Genomic DNA, 17,281 nt, shown 5'->3' with positions numbered 1-17,281 from the left:
TTTCCCTACATTCTTACAGTACATCTACAGGCTATCATTCCACCATTAAAATAGTGGTTTTCTCGCCCGTAAATTCTATAATTTGAGTCCGTGCGTTTTTTGGTAATAACAACACGCTTTTTGAAAGGTTGTCCATTTTTTATGCGGGCGTAGTTTTCCACCTAGAATCCACCAAGGAAGATAGCCATGTACAAAATACTGCGTTGTTCGTTCAGTATAACGAGTAAACGAAAGCGGTGAACATTGTACCTCGATTGCTAATTTCCCCCACAACAAATCTGGTCTTTGCTGTAGTTGTGGAAGATAGGCTTCTACTATAGCGTTCTGCATCCATCCTTTGAGCAACACTTTGGCAGCTAAATGCTCCGCGGACTCTCCTTCGCTAAAACTGGCACAATCCCGCAAAGAGACATGCGCAAAATGAGCGATTACTTTTACGCCTTTTTTAAAAATCACCTTACCGCCACAACCCGGACAATATAAGGATGATTTAACGATTGGTTGATAGTCACTTGCATCGACCAGCTTCCCTTGGTTTGTCTTTGCGATCATCATGATTTTCACCTCATGATTAGATTCGCACGAACGAGCGAATTTGTTGTCGTAAATCAGAAATTTCTGACAGAATGTTGGAGTCGCACTCGTTAATGTTAGAATCGTTTCGAACCTGTAGCGCCCAGTGACAGTTTTTTTCACACCTGGATTGAACGGGTGATAAATGTCTACCTCTTCGGTCTCTACAACAATCGAACATACTACTAAAAAAGGTAAAAAGACTGACATCGCTACCAGCCTTTTTACCTTTTTATTTTATCAACTTGCTAAGCATCTACCAAAAGACAATTTCAGTTTGTCTCTTTATCTTTATTAAATCCTCTTAAAAAATCAAGTGCTTGATCGTCAAATAACGGTCGACTTAAATGATAGCCTTGAATCATATCACAGTGATGTTTTCGAAGGTAAACGACTTGCTCTTCACTTTCGACCCCTTCAGCAATGACTTGTAGACCCATCTTGTGTGACATCGAAATAATATCAGATAAAATTAAGTGTTTTTCATCTACTTCAATAATTTTATCAATAAATAATTTATCGATTTTGACATTTTCGATTTGTAATTCTTCCAGTCTGGAATAAGAAGAAAAGCCCGTTCCAAAATCATCCAGCGAGGTTTTTATCCCCATTTTTTTGACTTCGCCTAAGATATCATTGACTTGTTCATAGTGGTCAAACAAGACCGATTCGGTGATTTCAAACTCTAATAATGTTTTACAATCTTGATGTCCACACATGCAATCTTTTATTTTTGTTATAAAGTCTTCCCTTAGCAATTGATGTCCGGAGATATTGACTGCCACCGAGATATTCGCGTAGCCGATTTGTTGTAATTTTTGAATAAACTGACAGGCTTGCTGCAAAATCGTCATTCCTAAGTCAAAAATTAGCAACTCATTTTCAGCAATCGCGATAAACTCATCCGGTGGGACATTACCTAGGCCAGCGACTTTAAGTCGTGCTAAGGCTTCAAAACCAACAATGGTATTGGTCGCCAAATCTAACTTTGGTTGAAACATTAAATAAAAGCCTGCTGTCTCTTTACCACTAATCACTTTACGTAAAGCTTTCACAATTTGATCTTGACGCTTCAAATTATCAGCCATCATATCATTAAAGATAATCTTTTTAAGCGTCGGATGATGTTTCATATGAGAAATAGCCAACGTGGCATCTTGTAATAACTTATCCGTCGAAACATGACTGCGTGCGAGTTCAACAATAGCTACTTGTAACTCTAAATATTGTTTTTCTAATCCAATTAAGACAGGCTCTTCAAAAAGCTTCAACAATTGATCCGCTCGTGCATCTAGAGCCGCTTGATCTTGATAGTCATTAAACACGATCACGAAACGGTCACCATCAAAGCGGAATATCTTTTCATCTGCCTCTAAATTACGCTCAATTCTCGCTACTATTTTTTTCAAAATCTGATTCCCATAACTATAACCATACGTCATATTGAAGTTATCAAATCGCACAAAATTCAAGAGAAAAATCGCTTTTTTACGTTTATGGGTACGACCTAAAATATCTTCTAAATGGTCCATCAAATATTTACTATTCGGTAAACCCGTCAACTCATCATAATAAGCAATTTTGATATTGGCTTTACTTTTGCGATAGGCATAAAAAAGAATCCCACCTGTAATCAAAATCGCAATAAAGAAAATACCCACGCCAAATAAGACAATTTGCGTCACCGCTCGAACGATTTTATCAGTCGGCCAACGTAACAACAAGCTCCCAATCTTCTCATTCTCAGAGAAAATCGGTACCGCAATCCGGTAGTAATTTCCAGATGATAATTGCACACGGTTTATTTCAATACGATTTTCGGCTAATTCCGTTCGTAATTCACTCTCTTCAACATTTCTACCAATCATTTCATTCAGATTACTACTGACAATCTCATATGAATTATTAATAAAAAAGACATCTTGCACATCATCCCTATCAGCAATTTTATTGACTAAATTCGACAGTTCAAAGTCTGCCAATATCGCTTGGATATTTTCTGCTAAAATCCCTAACTGGACAACACTCCCATCCGGATTTTTCGCATAACCAAACTTATACAAACGTCCATCTTCTGTATCACGTCGAACTTCTTCGATTAAAATCGTTTTTCCACTAGTCATAAAGGCGTTTACGGGATGATCATCATAGACCTTCCAACCTAACTGTTCCTCATTCGTACTATACAAAATCTCTCCTGCAGGACTAAAAAGATTGATTTGATCGATTTGAAAGGTTTCAGATATCGATTGTAGGGCTTGATTGTCTTCTTTATCTTCAATCAGCATAATGGCTTGACTTGCCAATCTAATTTTTTCATCAAGTAATTCTGTAATAATTTCAGAAGATTGATTCGCTTGATAGAGGCTACTAGAATAGCTTTTGGCAATTTCTAATGTGGTATTTTTAAGTTCCTGATATTCCTCCTCAACTCTGACACTCACTGTCATATAAGTAATGATGCCCGTTACGAATAATATAATTGAAAATGGGACGAGGAAATAATTAATTTCGATGGATTTTATTTTATCTCTTCTCACTGGTTAACCTCCTTTAGTAAGAATGCAAATTGATTACTTTACCATCAAGTGTTTTTGTGAAATAATTTTTTAAGAGACTGATTCGTCCATCTCTCCTCTGTGAACGACTTGATCACGTCCCAAACGTTTAGCCGCATAAAGCGCTTGATCCGCTTGAATAATAATATCGTCCAGTTCACTCGGATAGTTAATAGTCTGCAGTCCAAAACTAATCGAAACCGATACACCTTGCCACTTTTGACACTTAATATGCTTCCGAAATTCTTCAATCATTGCAATACTCCTATTTTTATCCAAATCCGGTAACAAAAGAATAAACTCTTCGCCACCAAAACGGGCTAAAATACAACTATCATCAAAAAATCGACGCATCTCTTCTGCAATTCCAGCTATTACCGCGTCCCCCGTGAGATGACCGTATTGATCATTGACTTTCTTAAAGTAATCAATATCAAAAATACAAATCGAAAATACACGGTCTTGCTCTGAAAACGCTTGGTACATCTGTTTTAATTTTTTTATGAACATCCGGCGATTGTATAAGCCCGTTAAAAAATCAAGCTCTGCGTAACGTTTCATTTTTTGATTCGCATGAACAAGTTCTTCGTGTAACATAATTTTTTCCTTCAAAGCGACTTCTAACGCTTCATTAATAGCACGAATTTCTTTGAGATGTTCCATCCGTTGTTTATCTTGCAAAATAAAACAATCGATGATCATTTCCTCTTCAAAGAGTTGCGCGTTGAACATCACTGTCAATAACTCTTTTTCTTTTGTTTGTAATAACAAATAGGCCTCTGTCACTTGATGTTCCATTCTAATTTTAGGATAAATCATCGAATGAAAGAAAAACCTCGAACCATTGTTCATGACTTTTTCGATATGATTTCCATAAAGTTCCTTCTCTGAATAACCAACTAACTCTAAAAAGCGTTGGTTGGCAGCCAGGATATTACCCGATAAATCTAACGTCACTAATGCAATGATTGAGCATTGCCTTCTTTTATCATACATCTGTCATTACCCTCTATTTCAAGTAGTGTTTGATAGCTGCAATTGTTTCCTCTGGATGACTGACATGAGGATAATGTCCTTTTGCAGACAAAACATGTAACTGACTATTCTTTATTTCTTGCGCCATATACTCCGCCACTTCTATTGGTACAAAACTATCTTCGGAACATTGTAAAATAACGGTATCCGTCTGGACTTCTTTTAACAAATCACGATAATCAACAAGTAACGTGATTTTTAAGAATTCATAAGTAGTTTTAGGATCACTCGACAAAAAACTCGCTTGGACATAATCTGTTTGCGCTTGTCCTTCCGATATTGGTAACGCTACCGGTGCTAAATAACTCGCCCAGCCGGCATAGTTTAATTCCATCATCTCTAAGATTTGATCAACATTTTCACGCTCAAACCCACCGAAATACTCTGGTAAATCATTCAAATAACGTGGGGAAGCGCCGATTACTTGTACTTGGCGGACTAAATCGGGTCGTTGATTCGCGAGTAATAACCCTAGCAAACCGCCCACTGAATGTCCAATGACAATGAGATCTTTAAATTGTAACGTATCACAAAGTTCAATTAAATCGTCGACGTATCCCATCAAACTTTGATAACGCTCACTTTGATAGGCCGTTTTATCGGATTTTCCTGATCCAACTAAGTCAAGCAAGATTAAGGTATAATCTGCCTCAAATGCAGGTGTAATCCAGCTCCATGCTTCTTGACTGGAAGCAAAGCCATGAATAAATAAAATATGTTGCTCACCATTTCCGCGAATCGTTAAATGATGACGTTTTTGAATATCGTTACTCATAATCATCCACCTTTTCATTTATTTTTATCATGCTTCAATCATTTAAAAAACATGTGAATAAACAGTTATTTGTCTTTTCCAATAGTCTTCTCTGACAGTTTAAAAAAAAACAAACACACTCATATTAACACGAATGTTAAACTGATGATAGGGCTACCTCCCTTTCTTTTCTAAAAAATGTTTACTTGATTCCGTCGAGTCGTTTACCGTTAACTTACTGAAAAAATAATACGCCTTCAACTTGTGTATTTTTTCACTTTAAAAGATAAAAAACAAGCAACCACCTCAAGTTGACGGTTGCTTGTACAAGTTACGCGATAAAATATTTTTTGATCGTTCCCAGCGCATCCTCGGCCATAATGATTTGACCATGCTCGAATAACACATCGGGTGACCCTTCACTCAATCGGGCAAACTCCGCTAGATGCGCAATCTTGTTTTTGATTTCACCTTCTGATACTTCCGCAGGGAAATGCACGCTTAAATAATAATGATTATCCATGTTGACTAAATTCGTCTTCGCATCTTCTAAATCAACAGCACCGGCTAAATAAACCCCGGCCTCAAAATTAAGTAACTCAAACACATAGTCTCGAGGAACGACCACTTTCTTGTTTTTCGGCTTTTTCTTTGGTTTTTCTATCTGACTATTGCTCATTTTTGCGGCATTTTTATCGTCAATCGCTTCAATCATACTGTCTAGAATTTCTGCTTCTTCGTCGGTTTCCTCTTGATCTAAAAATGACAACAGTTCATCTTCTGTAAATTGATTCGAAAACATTTCGTAAGAGCCAAACTCTTCAGCCGAAATATTTTTGCTAATAAACAACTCCAGTCCGTCTCCTTTTGGTAAAACTTGAAACGTGACTGCTTCGCTACTTTTGAATTCATCATTTACATCAACTTCTTCTAAAATACTGTAAAAGAAATTTTCAATTTCTTGTTGATTACCTAGTAAATCAATAAAAGTGAACCCGCGAGCAGCTAAATCTTCACTTTTAATTAGAACGCGTATCGTATTTTCGTTAATATGCTCCATTTCCATCGTCGTTAGCTACACCTCACTTTACTTATCCTTCTATGTTTTATTGTAACGAAAGAATTTTAAATGTAAAGGAAAATCAGTTATTCCACTGTTTATCTTTGGATATTCTTCATTTCTGATCCATTTATCCAAGATAGAGCCAAAAAAGAAGGTAAACCATGATTGGCGTACCTTCTCGATCATTATTGTTTACAATCCTGACATCAACTGTGCTTGACGCAATTCTAATTGGCGAACATCTCGTGGTAAGAAGCGACGAATTTCATCCTCATTAAACCCAACTTGTAGACGTTTTTCATCGACCATAATCGGACGTCTTAATAACCCTGGATTATCTTGGACTAATTCTAACAACTCTTTGAGTGGCAGATCATCTAAATCCATGTTCAACTTCTGAAACACTTTAGAACGAGTCGAAATAATTTCTTCTGTGCCATCTTCCGTCATTTGTAAAATTGATTTTAGCTCGGAAATATTTAACGGCTCTGAAAAAATATTTCGCTCAACAAAAGGAATTTCGTGCTCCTGTAACCAAGCACGGGCTTTGCGGCATGATGTACAGCTTGGGGAAGTATAAAGTGTTAACAACGTGCATCACTCCTTTTCTTATTAAAAACAAAAGAACAGCAATCGAAAACATGTTTCATTATTCTATTTATTATAACGTACTCTTTTGTGAAATACTAGACCTCTTCATGGATTTTTCTTGAAAATAATTGAAAGGTTAGGATACGGACGCTACTTAAGCTAAACATTTATGCGTCATGCATCCCTTCCATCAATTAGTCGCTCAATCAAGAAAAGACTCTGTGTTTTCCTCATGAAACTGAGCATCATAAAGTTTGCGGTAAGCGCCATGTTTCGCCATTAGACTGGCATGCGTTCCTTCTTCTAAAATCCCTTGATCACTCATGACGACAATCCGCGTCGCATGTTTAATCGTGGCCAGGCGATGCGCAATAATTAAAGTCGTCCGTCCTTGCGCCAACGAATGAAGCGATTCTTGAATCACCGTTTCCGTTTCCGTATCCAGCGCTGAGGTAGCCTCATCTAAAATTAAAATAGGTGGATTTTTCAGAAACATTCGTGCAATGGCTACCCGTTGCTTTTGGCCACCCGACAATTTCACGCCACGCTCGCCCACAACCGTGTCAAGGCCGGCTTCCATTTGATTAATGACATTCTCTAAGTGAGCGAGTTTCACCGCTTGAACAATCTCGGCTTCTGTCGCATCCAATTTCCCATAAGCAATATTTTCGCGAATTGTCCCTGGAAAAAGAAAGACATCTTGTTGAACCGTTCCGATTTGATGGCGAAGCGAGGAAAGAGTCATCTCTTTGATATTCATCCCATCAATCGTAATCTTACCACCCGTTGCCTCATAAAAGCGCGGGAGTAAATTACACAACGTTGTTTTGCCTGAACCACTTTGTCCGACAAAGGCAATCGTTTCGCCTGCACGAATCTTTAATGAGAGGTGATTCAAGACTTTCGTATGGTCTTCATAAGCAAAAGACACATCTTCATACACAATTTCTCCCTTTAAGTGATCGACCGCCACTGCGTTGGGCGCATCGACAATCGTCGGCTTTTTATCGAGCTCTTCTGTCAGACGTTTAAAGCCGGCAATCCCTTTTGGATAACTTTCAATCATCGTATTCACTTTTTCAATCGGACGCACAAAAACATTGGATAAGAGAATAAATCCGACAAACTGACCGTACGTTAATTCCCCTTTAATCGTGTAATACGCTCCAAAAATCAAAGCAAATAAATTAATCAAGCGAATCATAAAATAATTATAAGAGGAACTAACCGCCATCATTTTATAAAAAATAATTTTAGCTTGGCGATAACCTTCACTCAATAAGCGAAAACGGTCCTTTTCAAATGGTTCATTGGCAAACGATTGGGTCACCCGAATGCCACCAACAGCCGCTTCGACGCCAGCATTAAAATTACCTAAATTTTCATAAATCGTCGTATTGACTTTGGTCATTTTTTGATTAAAAAAGACTAAAGCAAACATAATGAGCGGCACCATCGAAAACGTGGCAAACGCCAATTGAACGTGCATTTGTAACATTAATAGAAATGCTCCAACTAACGTCATAATCGTAATAAAGACATCTTCTGGACCGTGGTGCGCCACCTCGGAGATTTCAAATAAATCCGTCGTCAAGCGACTAATCAATTTCCCTGTCTTTCGATTATCATAATACTCAAATGATTGATGTTGTAAATGATTAAATAACTCATTGCGCATATCCGTTTCAATATTCACCCCTAACACATGGCCGAAGTAGACGACAATATATTGCAATACCGTATTGATCATATAAAAAATTAGCAACCCTAAGCTAGCCAGCAAGACATAGCGAAAATTATTTTGTGGCATAATCCGATCAATGACTTGATTGACCGCTATGGGAAAGGCGAGTTCTAAGATTCCTGCTAAAATGGCACAACAAAAATCCAATAAGAACAACCTTTTATATGGTTGATAATAACTAAAAAAACGTTTTAACAAATCAAAACCTTCCTTCCAATAATGACGTGACAAATTCAAAAAACAAACGATTCCAGTGAATGACAACGATTGTTTCTTAAATAATCATAGCAAAAAAAAGTGTAAAATCCTAGATAAACGAGCAATCCTCTGTAATTCTCTTTCTATCGTTTTTTCCAACCAGCTTTTATCCCGATTTTTTCAAACAAAAAAAGCATTGCAACAAGATCCATTTGATCTTGCCGCAATGCTATTTTTATTGACTATTCGATTTTACCAGTTTGTATAAACGTCAATCCCAGAATGACCGACACCTGTATCGTAAACTTTATAGGCGCCTAATGAAGATTGGCCAGTTGAGCCTTTCGCTTGGGTATCACTTGCCACAACAATGTAGTTGTCAGCGTCACGAATCGTGCCATCAGCCGCAACATGACGACCTGGAATATTCAGACCTCCACCTGCCAGAACTTTCTGTGAATAGTAAGACTCCTTCACTCCGTTATAGTAGTTAATACCATCAACGGGATTTAAGACACCTGTACCTGAACTAGGAATGCTTACTTGTTCTTGAGTCGCTTGTGTAGTTGTTTCAACTACTTCTGATTGTGGTTGCGCGTCAACTACTGGCGCAGTTTCTTCGGGTGTTGATTCATAATTGTTGGTATTTATCGGTTCATCCGTCGCAATGATGAGGGTATCACCATCAAAAATAAGATCCGGATTAATAATCTGACTATTCAAAGATAGTAATTGATCAATGGTTGTGCCATAAGTCAAAGCTAATCCTGATAATGTATCGTCAGGTTTCACGACATGAGTTACTTCATCCGCCGATACCATCACGCCTCCGGCAAATAAACCTAAACTAGCAACAAATGTTAATGCAAATTTTTTCAATTGAAAAAATCCTCTCTACAATGTATTTGTACCTCACTTGGTACTACACATAGATTATCATGACATTATTGCATGACCGTTTCAAAACGATAGAAAAATATCACAGTTTTTCGACAAGAGTTTACAAGATAAAAACACGATAAAAAAGTAAAAAAACAAGTGTTCGTCACTTTTTCTTTATTAAAAAGAGGAGCAAATGATTTTCTTTAACAAGAAAATGATACCGCCACCAGTTCCAGCATCAAAAACGAACTTTCGCTTTTAACTAACGAAAAAAAGCACTGATACCAAGCTTTCTCCTCGATTACGATTCAAATGATAATGGAAGAGAAAAAGGATGAACCAAATACAAATTCTTTGGTTCATCCGACGTTTTATTCCTCGCCAATACTTAAGATGAGGCGAATATCTTCTTCTGTCAATTGTTGCAGTTGTGTTTCATTACCTTGGATGACTTTTTGGAAGAGTTCCCTTTTCTCATGTTGTAATGCTTCCATGCGTTCTTCAATCGTGCCTTCAGCAATCATGCGCCATACTTCCACGACTTTCTTTTGACCCATGCGATGCGCGCGACCTGCGGCTTGTTCTTCGACCGCTGGATTCCACCACAAGTCATACAAGATGACCGTATCAGCACCGGTTAAGTTCAGCCCGGTTCCACCTGCTTTTAATGAAATTAAGAAAACTTCTTTTTCGCCGGCATTAAAGGCATCCACCATTTCTACCCGCTCTTTTGGCGGTGTACTTCCGCGTAGATAGAAGGTCGAAACACCCATCTCAGCTAATGCTTGTTCTAAAATGGTCAACATTCCGGTAAATTGTGAGAATAACAAGATACGACGTTTATTTGTAATCGCCGTCGCAATTAAATCTTTGACTTGCTCTAATTTGCCTGAAGTTCCTTCGTAATCTTCAATAAACAAGTGAGGATCGCAACAAATTTGGCGTAAACGAGTCAACCCAGCTAAAATGGAAATTCGGCTCTTACGGAACGTCGCGCTATCCATATCGGTCACTTCTTCGCGCATTTGTTGTAAGTAAGCAAGATACACTTTCTTTTGTTCATCGGTTAAGCCGCTATAATAATTGCGTTCAATTTTATCTGGTAAGTCTTTGAGCACACTTTTCTTATCACGTCGTAACACAAACGGTTGGACCATACGGGCAATTTCTTCGGCCGATAATTCCCGATATTTTTGACGCGTCGGGAAAAAACCTGGCATAATTAACTGGAATAAGCCCCATAATTCATCTAAATTATTTTCAATCGGTGTTCCACTTAAAGCAAATTTCCGCGGAATCATCAACGATTGCAACGCTTGAGCCGTCTTCGTATAACTATTTTTAACCATCTGCGCTTCATCTAGAATCAAGTAATCAAACGCTAATTCTTGGTACGTCTCAATATCTTGTCGCAAACTCGTATAAGAGGTAATAAAAATTTCTTGGTCGCTCATCAACAAGCGCTCCCGCTCATCTTTCGTTCCATGCACCACGACACTCGATAAATCAGGCGCGAACCGTTTTAATTCTTGATGCCAATTGTACGTCAAACTAGCTGGCGTCACGATTAACGTTTTAATCGTTTGCTTCGTTTCCTTTTCAGATAACAAGAATGTAATCGTCTGAAGCGTTTTTCCTAGACCCATTTCATCGGCTAAAATGCCTCCAAAATGATAATGACTCAACATTTTTAGCCAGCGAAAACCGTGTACTTGATATTCTCGTAAATCGGCTTGGATCTGTTGCGGCAGTTGCGCTTCAAATGTCTGCGGTGCCGTTAAATGTTGCGTCAACGTATCAAAACTTTGACTAAAACTCGCCTGATCTCCCAGTTGCTCTTGCAGCTGTAATCCTTGATATAATGGCACTTCAAACATCGAAGAATCACTTTTTAGTTGTTGGCGTAATTGTTGTAACATGCGACTTGTTTCTTGAAATTGATCGTCGGTTAACGAAAGAACTTTCCCATCTTTCAACGTATAAAAAGCCTCTTGACGCAACAAACTCCGTAAGACTTCTTGGACTTCTTGGGCATCGATGCCTGAAATATCAAACGAGACATTTAACCAAGAGTCTTCTTGACGCACTTCAATGACGGGTTTAAATTCTTTTCCTTCAAGATAGAGTTCTTTCAGTTTTTTCCCTAGATGTACTTTTCCAATTTGACGAAACACTGGGATTTCGTGGGTGAAAAATTGATAGAGACTCGTCCCTTTTGGAATATCTTTTTGCCAACCACCTTGAGGAACTTGACTAAATTTAAATTGTTCTAAGAGCTGAATCGCTCGTTTTTCTCCTTGATAATCGCGTAAAACTTCTGGCGCATTTTCAGGTAAGTATTGATACGCAGGATGACTTGAAAACACAATTTCGCCATAACGATAATCCACGCGCACATCAATCTTCCCTTGTTTACGTCGAAAATAAAGAATGATTTCTAGTGGTTCTTCACTAACAGCCTCATAGACAGCATCTGAAATGTTCACTTGACCAATTTTACGTAAAAATGGTAAGACTTGGCGGAATAATAATGATAATTCCTTTTTAGGATAGCGAATATGGGGCGTCTCAATCCGTTTCATTAGTTGCATCGTGGTTAAATAAACTTCCATCGCTTCCGCACTTAATTCATACATTTTACCTTCAAAAATCCCCCAATGATAGGCTTGATAAAGGCGTTCAAACGTTTGTTCTTGCGTTAATTCATACCCATCTTCTTGTGCTTTTAACGAAAAAGCCAGCGGACTCGGCTCGTCGGTAAAGACCACCGTCGAATAACGAACGTCACCATCTTGAAATAAAAAATCTACTTTTTGCATTTGTTGAACGAACGTCTTACTTTCATTCACTGGCAATAAGACATATTTTTTATCTAATTGACCATTGACTTGCACGCCGACTTGGCCTAATAATTGTTGCGTTTGCGCTATTTGTAATAACTGTTGTAAGACCACATTTTCTTCAGCTGAAAAGGCGTTCGCATGTAGATAATAATTCCCTTGCTTGATGCCACTATAAATTTTACTTTCTTGATAGACTTGTAAAAACTTATAGATATTCTTAACGACATACTTGCGCCCCTCTTTTAACCCGACTTTCAAGCTAATCCCTAAGACGTCCAGTTCCCTGCGATACGGATTCGTTGGAATGCTATCCATTTGGCACTGGATTTCTAACGGCAAGATCATCGCCAAAGGTTGTTGTTCTTCTTGTAAGCGATAAAACCCTTTGGAAAACATTTCTGATGGTGAAAAGGCAACTGGATTTTTCGCCACTTCACCCTTCATTTGACGCGTCAAGCCTTTTTGTCTTAAGTACAATTCAACGGCTACGGTGTGCTTACAAAAATGATGTTCTTCCCAATAAGGACACTGACAATAATCCTCTTCTTTCGCTGTCGAGTCTAAGTCGATGCGGTATAACTCACTTCCTAAGACTTCGGCATGCCATACTTGATTATCAAGATCTGGCACAACGGATAAGACACGATTTTCTTTTAAGTAATCACGACCTCGTTCAATGACTCGCTCTGGTATACTCCACTTCATTTTCGAATCCCACCTATCCTATTTTCGTTCTAGTTTGACTTTGTCCGGCCCCATTCGTCTCAACAATTAATTGTTGGACAATCCGGTCTTTTAATTCCCTGACGTGACTAATAATTCCAATTAACCGTCCTTCTTGTTCAATCATCTCTAATGCTTCAAGCGCCATTTCAAGCGACTCTTCATCTAACGAACCAAATCCTTCATCAATAAACAACGCCTCGATCGATACCCCGCCGGATTGTTGTTGAATCACATCCGCTAAGGAAAGAGCGAGTGCGAGGGCCGCGATGAAACTTTCACCGCCTGAAAGAGTTTGAGAACGGCGTGTCGTACCGGCATTATCATCATAAATATTGATTTCTAAACCGGTGGAATTGCGGTAACTACCTTTTTCTTCAGCTAATAAAAATTGATACCGTCCGCGCGTTAATTTGACTAAGCGCTGATTGGCTACCATTAACACTTCTTGTAAAAAAGATTGTAACAAATAGCGTTCCAAACTCAATTTTTCCGGATTATCCCCGCGTAACGTCGCCGATAGATGTTGCAACTCGCCTAATTCCTCAAGCGCGTCTTGATTTTTTTGCCATAAAACGTGTAACTGTTCGATCAATGCTTGATTGCGTGTTTGTTGATTTCGCTGTTCGAGTAATGCTTTGTAAGCAAGCGTCTCTTGTTCTTTCACCTGTTCATAGGCCGCTTCAAGTACCGCTAAATCGGGCCAAGCCAGTGTCGTTAGCACGGCTTCTTCTGTAATGCGATGATGTAAAATCTTCCACTGTTCTTCATAATCCGTCACTTCTTTGACTAACGGCGAAATATCCGCCAGTTCCACTAAGCGTGACCGCAAATGTTCTTCCGTTATAAGTGGTGCGTAAGCTTCTAAACAGCTTGCGATTTGCGCTTCATGATGGTGTAACTGCTTCTCGCATTCCTTCAATTGCTCACACCAAACGTCTTTTCTTTCAGATAAAACGAGTTGTTGGTTAGCCAAACGTTCTCCAGCGCGTTCATACTCCTGAATCGTTCCTTGTAAGGAATCAATGCGTTGTGTCCGCTCGCCAATCATCGTTTGTAGTTCTAACAGTGAAAAGGAACCGAGCTGTTTTGCTAAATGATCCAGTTGGGTTTGCAGTTGAATCGTTTGCTTGTCGAGCATGCTCATTTTCTCAAGTAATTCCGCTTTTTCGGTTACGTAAGACTGCTGTTGCTTCTCGAGTGCATCCATTTGATCTAGAGCTTGAGTATAGTGGTCTTTTTTTTCGTTAAAAATGCCTTGGGTCTGCTCGTAACCGGCTTTTGGTGAAAGGCCTTCTTCAACTGCAAATTCAACGACAAACGCTCGCTCGATCCGTTGAATGTCTTCTTGTAACGTCTCTTGTTGTGTCCGCAAAATGCCTTGTTCAAAGAGTCGCTGCTCCAACTGTTGATTGATTGTAAGCATCTGATTCCTTGCCTGTTCCCACGCTTGTTGTGCTGCTTGCACTTCTTCTTCAGTGATTGTGTCTTGCGTTAGATGGCTATCGACTTCACTATTTAACGCTGGATGTTCCAGTGAGCCACAAATGAGACAAGCTTCTCCTGGCAATAACTTCGAACGCCAATACGTAATTTGACTTTGGGCGTACTCGCTTTGTCGTTGTTTAAAGAGCGCTTCTTTGACTGTCACACGATCCGTTGCTTGCGCCAGTTCTGCTTGCACTTCGCTCATTTGTTGATTTTTTTGTTCGAGCGCATGATCGATCTGATTTAACCCTTGCTGTTTTTCTTCCCACAGATCAACTTGGCCTTTCATCTTAACTAACGCCACTTCCAGTGCGGATAACGCTTCTTTTTCTTTCAACACAAGCGTTACGGCACTGATTTCTTCGGCAATTTCCTGCAACTTCTTTTCTATGAGATCAAGTTGCGCTTGATTGTTGCGACGTTGATTTTGTACTGTTTCAAACTGCTCTTGATAGAACACCATTTCTTGTGCCATCGGGAGTAAGCGCTCGTAGTGGTCGCGCTCGGTCGTCTGTTCACTTAATGCTTGTTTGTGCGCTTGAATCGTCGCTTGTTGATTTTCCCATTGGGCTTTTTCTGCGACAAGCGCGTCATATTCTATTGTCAGGTTGGCAAGTGCTTGCGTTTTTTCTTGATAGAGTAAACGCGACTGGGCGACTTGTTGTAGCAACGATTGATCTTTTTCTAATTGTTGTAAAAAAGTCAGTCGTTCTTTTTGCGCCTGTATGATTGGTGCTTGCTGTTGCAACTTTTCAAAAGCTGCTACTCGTTCTTCATGCGCACACTTTTGGGCATGAAGCGTCTTTGCTGCGTAAAATTCTTGTTCTGCGGCCTGTTTGCTCGTTTGTAAGCGGAGATGTTCGTCGGTTGTTTGCTCGATAGCAGCCGCTAACAACGACATGTCTTGTTCCCAAACCGTAAACGTTTCTGGAATGGTTAAGGCCGTTTTGCGTTCCCCTGTCCAGAGAAATTGTTCCCCTAAAGTGAGAATTTGTTGCTTTTGTTTCTCAAGTTCTTGCGCTTTTTGACGTTGCTCTTCATGCAACCAGTCCGTTAAGCGTTGGTAGAGTGCTGTTCCAAAAACATTGCGTAACAGTTTTTCTTTTTCCGCACTCGACGCAATCAAGAAATTACGAAACTCTCCTTGAGGTAACAAAATAATTTGAAAGAATTGTTTCGCATCGAGTTGCAAAAGGTCTTGAATAAAGGTATCGACTTCGCCACGCTTTGTGAGTTGTTTTAGTTCTTTCATCGCGGCATCGTAAATCGTTAAGGAGACTTTACTTGCTTGACTCGTCGTGCCCTCGCCGCGCTTTTTGCGAAGCGTTTGTTCGGGCGCGCGTTCGACTTGATAGAACATGTTTTGATGTTCAAAGAGAAAAGTCACTGAAGTCATCTCATCCGGCGAAGCGAACAAGGAACGCATTTCTTTACCTGAGCGCTGTTGTCCTGTCGTTTCACCAAACAAGGCATAGGTCATACTATCAAAAATCGTTGTCTTCCCGGCTCCCGTTTTGCCACTAATTAAAAAGAGTCCCCCCTCTTCAAACTCACTAAAATCAATCGTTTCATGAATAAAAGGACCAAAATTTCGTAACGTTAATTGACGTGGTTGCACCTAGTTATCCCTCTTTTCTGTATCGTTTGCTACCGCCAGACCTCTTTCTAACCACTGTTGTTGCTTCGTCGTAAAAGTCGATCCAGTCATGTCAGTAAAAAATTGTTGCGACAAAGCTTGCGGTGATTGTTTTTCTAGACGTTGCTGGCGTTCTTTCATCACAACTTCATGACCATTCAATCGTTCCACCGATAAAATATTCGGATAAATAGCGCGTAATTGATTCATCATATTCGGAATCACTCCCTGATCCGTCAATAAGACATGTAAAAATGCCTCACGATCAAACGTTTGATAAAAAGCAGGATCTGTCAGTTCCTTGAAACTTCCTTCAACGACTTTCATGTCTTGGAGTGGTGTCAATGGATGAAAGATCGGTGTCAATTCTGGGGTATCGGTATCAATAATCCAGACCCCTTTTTCATCATTCAGTTCGGATAACGAATATTTTAAAAGCGAACCACTATAGCGAACTTTCCCTGTTTTTAGCGCATTTTTTGAATGCAAGTGTCCTAACGCCACATAATCAAAGGCCTCAAAGACATCCACCGGTACCGCGTCGAGTCCGCCTACTTCAATCATCGTCTCCGAATCGGTCCGCAAACTGCCTGCCACAAAAAAGTGCGTCACTAACACGTGTTTTTTAGTCGGATCAAACGAAGCCATCATCGCTTCCACCACACGCAAGACGGCTTGGGAAATCGTCCGAATCTCCTCATCCGCGAAAAACAAGCGTGTCGCAATCGGTTCAAAATAAGGTAAGAGAAAAAATTGGACGTCTTCCAATTCTACTGGTGTCAACGCCTCTTCAATGGTCGTATGTAGATGAAATTGCGTTTGGTGATACCAAGGACTCCCCGTTGCCAAGCGCGTGCTCGAATCATGATTACCCGAAATAGCAAGTATCGGAAATTTTTCGGTTAAATTGATTTTAATGAGTTGTTGATTGAGCAATGCGACCGATTCCACTCCAGGAACCGAGCGATCATACAAATCACCGGCAATGACAATGGCATCGACCGCTTCTTGTTTGGCAATCATCAAGATTTCATCCATTGCCCTTTGTTGATTTTTGAGTAAATCGTATCCATGGAGCTTTTTACCGATATGCCAATCGGCCGTATGTAAAAACCGCATCTTACCCCTCCTGAAAAATGTTCTTCTCACCATTATACCACTTTCGCGTTCGTTGCGAAAATGCTTCACGCAGA

Annotated in this window: 11 protein-coding genes; all 11 read right to left on the bottom strand. The window is 39.6% G+C overall.

Annotation, left to right across the window (positions count from 1 at the left end; genetic code table 11):
• Positions 1-75: 75 nt before the first annotated feature.
• Positions 76-783: a competence protein CoiA gene (locus RU93_RS09405; protein ID WP_071875371.1), complete on the bottom strand. Its 708-nt coding sequence runs from the start codon at positions 781-783 to the stop codon at positions 76-78.
• A gap of 62 nt (positions 784-845) precedes the next feature.
• Positions 846-3,113: a putative bifunctional diguanylate cyclase/phosphodiesterase gene (locus RU93_RS09400; RefSeq protein WP_071875370.1), complete on the bottom strand. Its 2,268-nt coding sequence runs from the start codon at positions 3,111-3,113 to the stop codon at positions 846-848.
• 69 nt (positions 3,114-3,182) lie between these two features.
• The gene (locus RU93_RS09395; protein ID WP_071875369.1) at positions 3,183-4,127 is read right to left on the bottom strand and encodes a sensor domain-containing diguanylate cyclase; all 945 of its coding nucleotides are present in this window, start codon (positions 4,125-4,127) and stop codon (positions 3,183-3,185) included.
• Between the two features lie 13 nt (positions 4,128-4,140).
• Positions 4,141-4,941 (bottom strand): alpha/beta fold hydrolase, encoded by an 801-nt coding sequence (locus RU93_RS09390; RefSeq protein ID WP_071875368.1) that lies wholly within the window; start codon positions 4,939-4,941, stop codon positions 4,141-4,143.
• 310 nt (positions 4,942-5,251) lie between these two features.
• Positions 5,252-5,986: an adaptor protein MecA gene (locus tag RU93_RS09385; protein ID WP_071875367.1), complete on the bottom strand. Its 735-nt coding sequence runs from the start codon at positions 5,984-5,986 to the stop codon at positions 5,252-5,254.
• Between the two features lie 189 nt (positions 5,987-6,175).
• Positions 6,176-6,574 (bottom strand): transcriptional regulator SpxA, encoded by a 399-nt coding sequence (gene spxA, locus RU93_RS09380; protein ID WP_071875366.1) that lies wholly within the window; start codon positions 6,572-6,574, stop codon positions 6,176-6,178.
• Positions 6,575-6,776: 202 nt separating this feature from the next.
• Positions 6,777-8,516 (bottom strand): ABC transporter ATP-binding protein, encoded by a 1,740-nt coding sequence (locus tag RU93_RS09375; protein ID WP_071875365.1) that lies wholly within the window; start codon positions 8,514-8,516, stop codon positions 6,777-6,779.
• Between the two features lie 252 nt (positions 8,517-8,768).
• A complete protein-coding gene (locus tag RU93_RS09370; RefSeq protein ID WP_071875364.1) occupies positions 8,769-9,395 on the bottom strand; it encodes a LysM peptidoglycan-binding domain-containing protein in 627 nt (208 codons plus the stop codon).
• Between the two features lie 374 nt (positions 9,396-9,769).
• A complete protein-coding gene (locus RU93_RS09365) occupies positions 9,770-12,946 on the bottom strand; it encodes a DEAD/DEAH box helicase (protein ID WP_071875363.1) in 3,177 nt (1,058 codons plus the stop codon).
• A 13-nt stretch (positions 12,947-12,959) separates the two neighbouring features.
• Positions 12,960-16,070, bottom strand: a complete 3,111-nt coding sequence (locus RU93_RS09360; protein ID WP_071875362.1) for an AAA family ATPase — start codon at positions 16,068-16,070, stop codon at positions 12,960-12,962.
• Entirely contained in the window at positions 16,071-17,207 is a 1,137-nt protein-coding gene (locus RU93_RS09355; protein ID WP_071875361.1) for an exonuclease SbcCD subunit D, read from the bottom strand.
• Between the last annotated feature and the right edge of the window lie 74 nt (positions 17,208-17,281).

This window comes from Enterococcus aquimarinus (assembly GCF_001885765.1).
GTDB classification, from domain to species: domain Bacteria; phylum Bacillota; class Bacilli; order Lactobacillales; family Enterococcaceae; genus Enterococcus_I; species Enterococcus_I aquimarinus.
Note: the sequence above shows the minus strand (reverse complement) of the source record. Positions and strands in the feature narration are given on the sequence as shown.

What these genes read in the sequence shown, in the direction of transcription:
- RU93_RS09405 (WP_071875371.1), bottom strand. Translation starts at nt 783, where the DNA reads ATGTCAGTCTTTTTACCTTTTTTAGTAGTATGTTCGATTGTTGTAGAG.
- RU93_RS09395 (WP_071875369.1), bottom strand. Translation starts at nt 4,127, where the DNA reads ATGTATGATAAAAGAAGGCAATGCTCAATCATTGCATTAGTGACGTTA.
- RU93_RS09390 (WP_071875368.1), bottom strand. Translation starts at nt 4,941, where the DNA reads ATGAGTAACGATATTCAAAAACGTCATCATTTAACGATTCGCGGAAAT.
- RU93_RS09385 (WP_071875367.1), bottom strand. Translation starts at nt 5,986, where the DNA reads ATGGAAATGGAGCATATTAACGAAAATACGATACGCGTTCTAATTAAA.
- RU93_RS09365 (WP_071875363.1), bottom strand. Translation starts at nt 12,946, where the DNA reads ATGAAGTGGAGTATACCAGAGCGAGTCATTGAACGAGGTCGTGATTAC.
- RU93_RS09355 (WP_071875361.1), bottom strand. Translation starts at nt 17,207, where the DNA reads ATGCGGTTTTTACATACGGCCGATTGGCATATCGGTAAAAAGCTCCAT.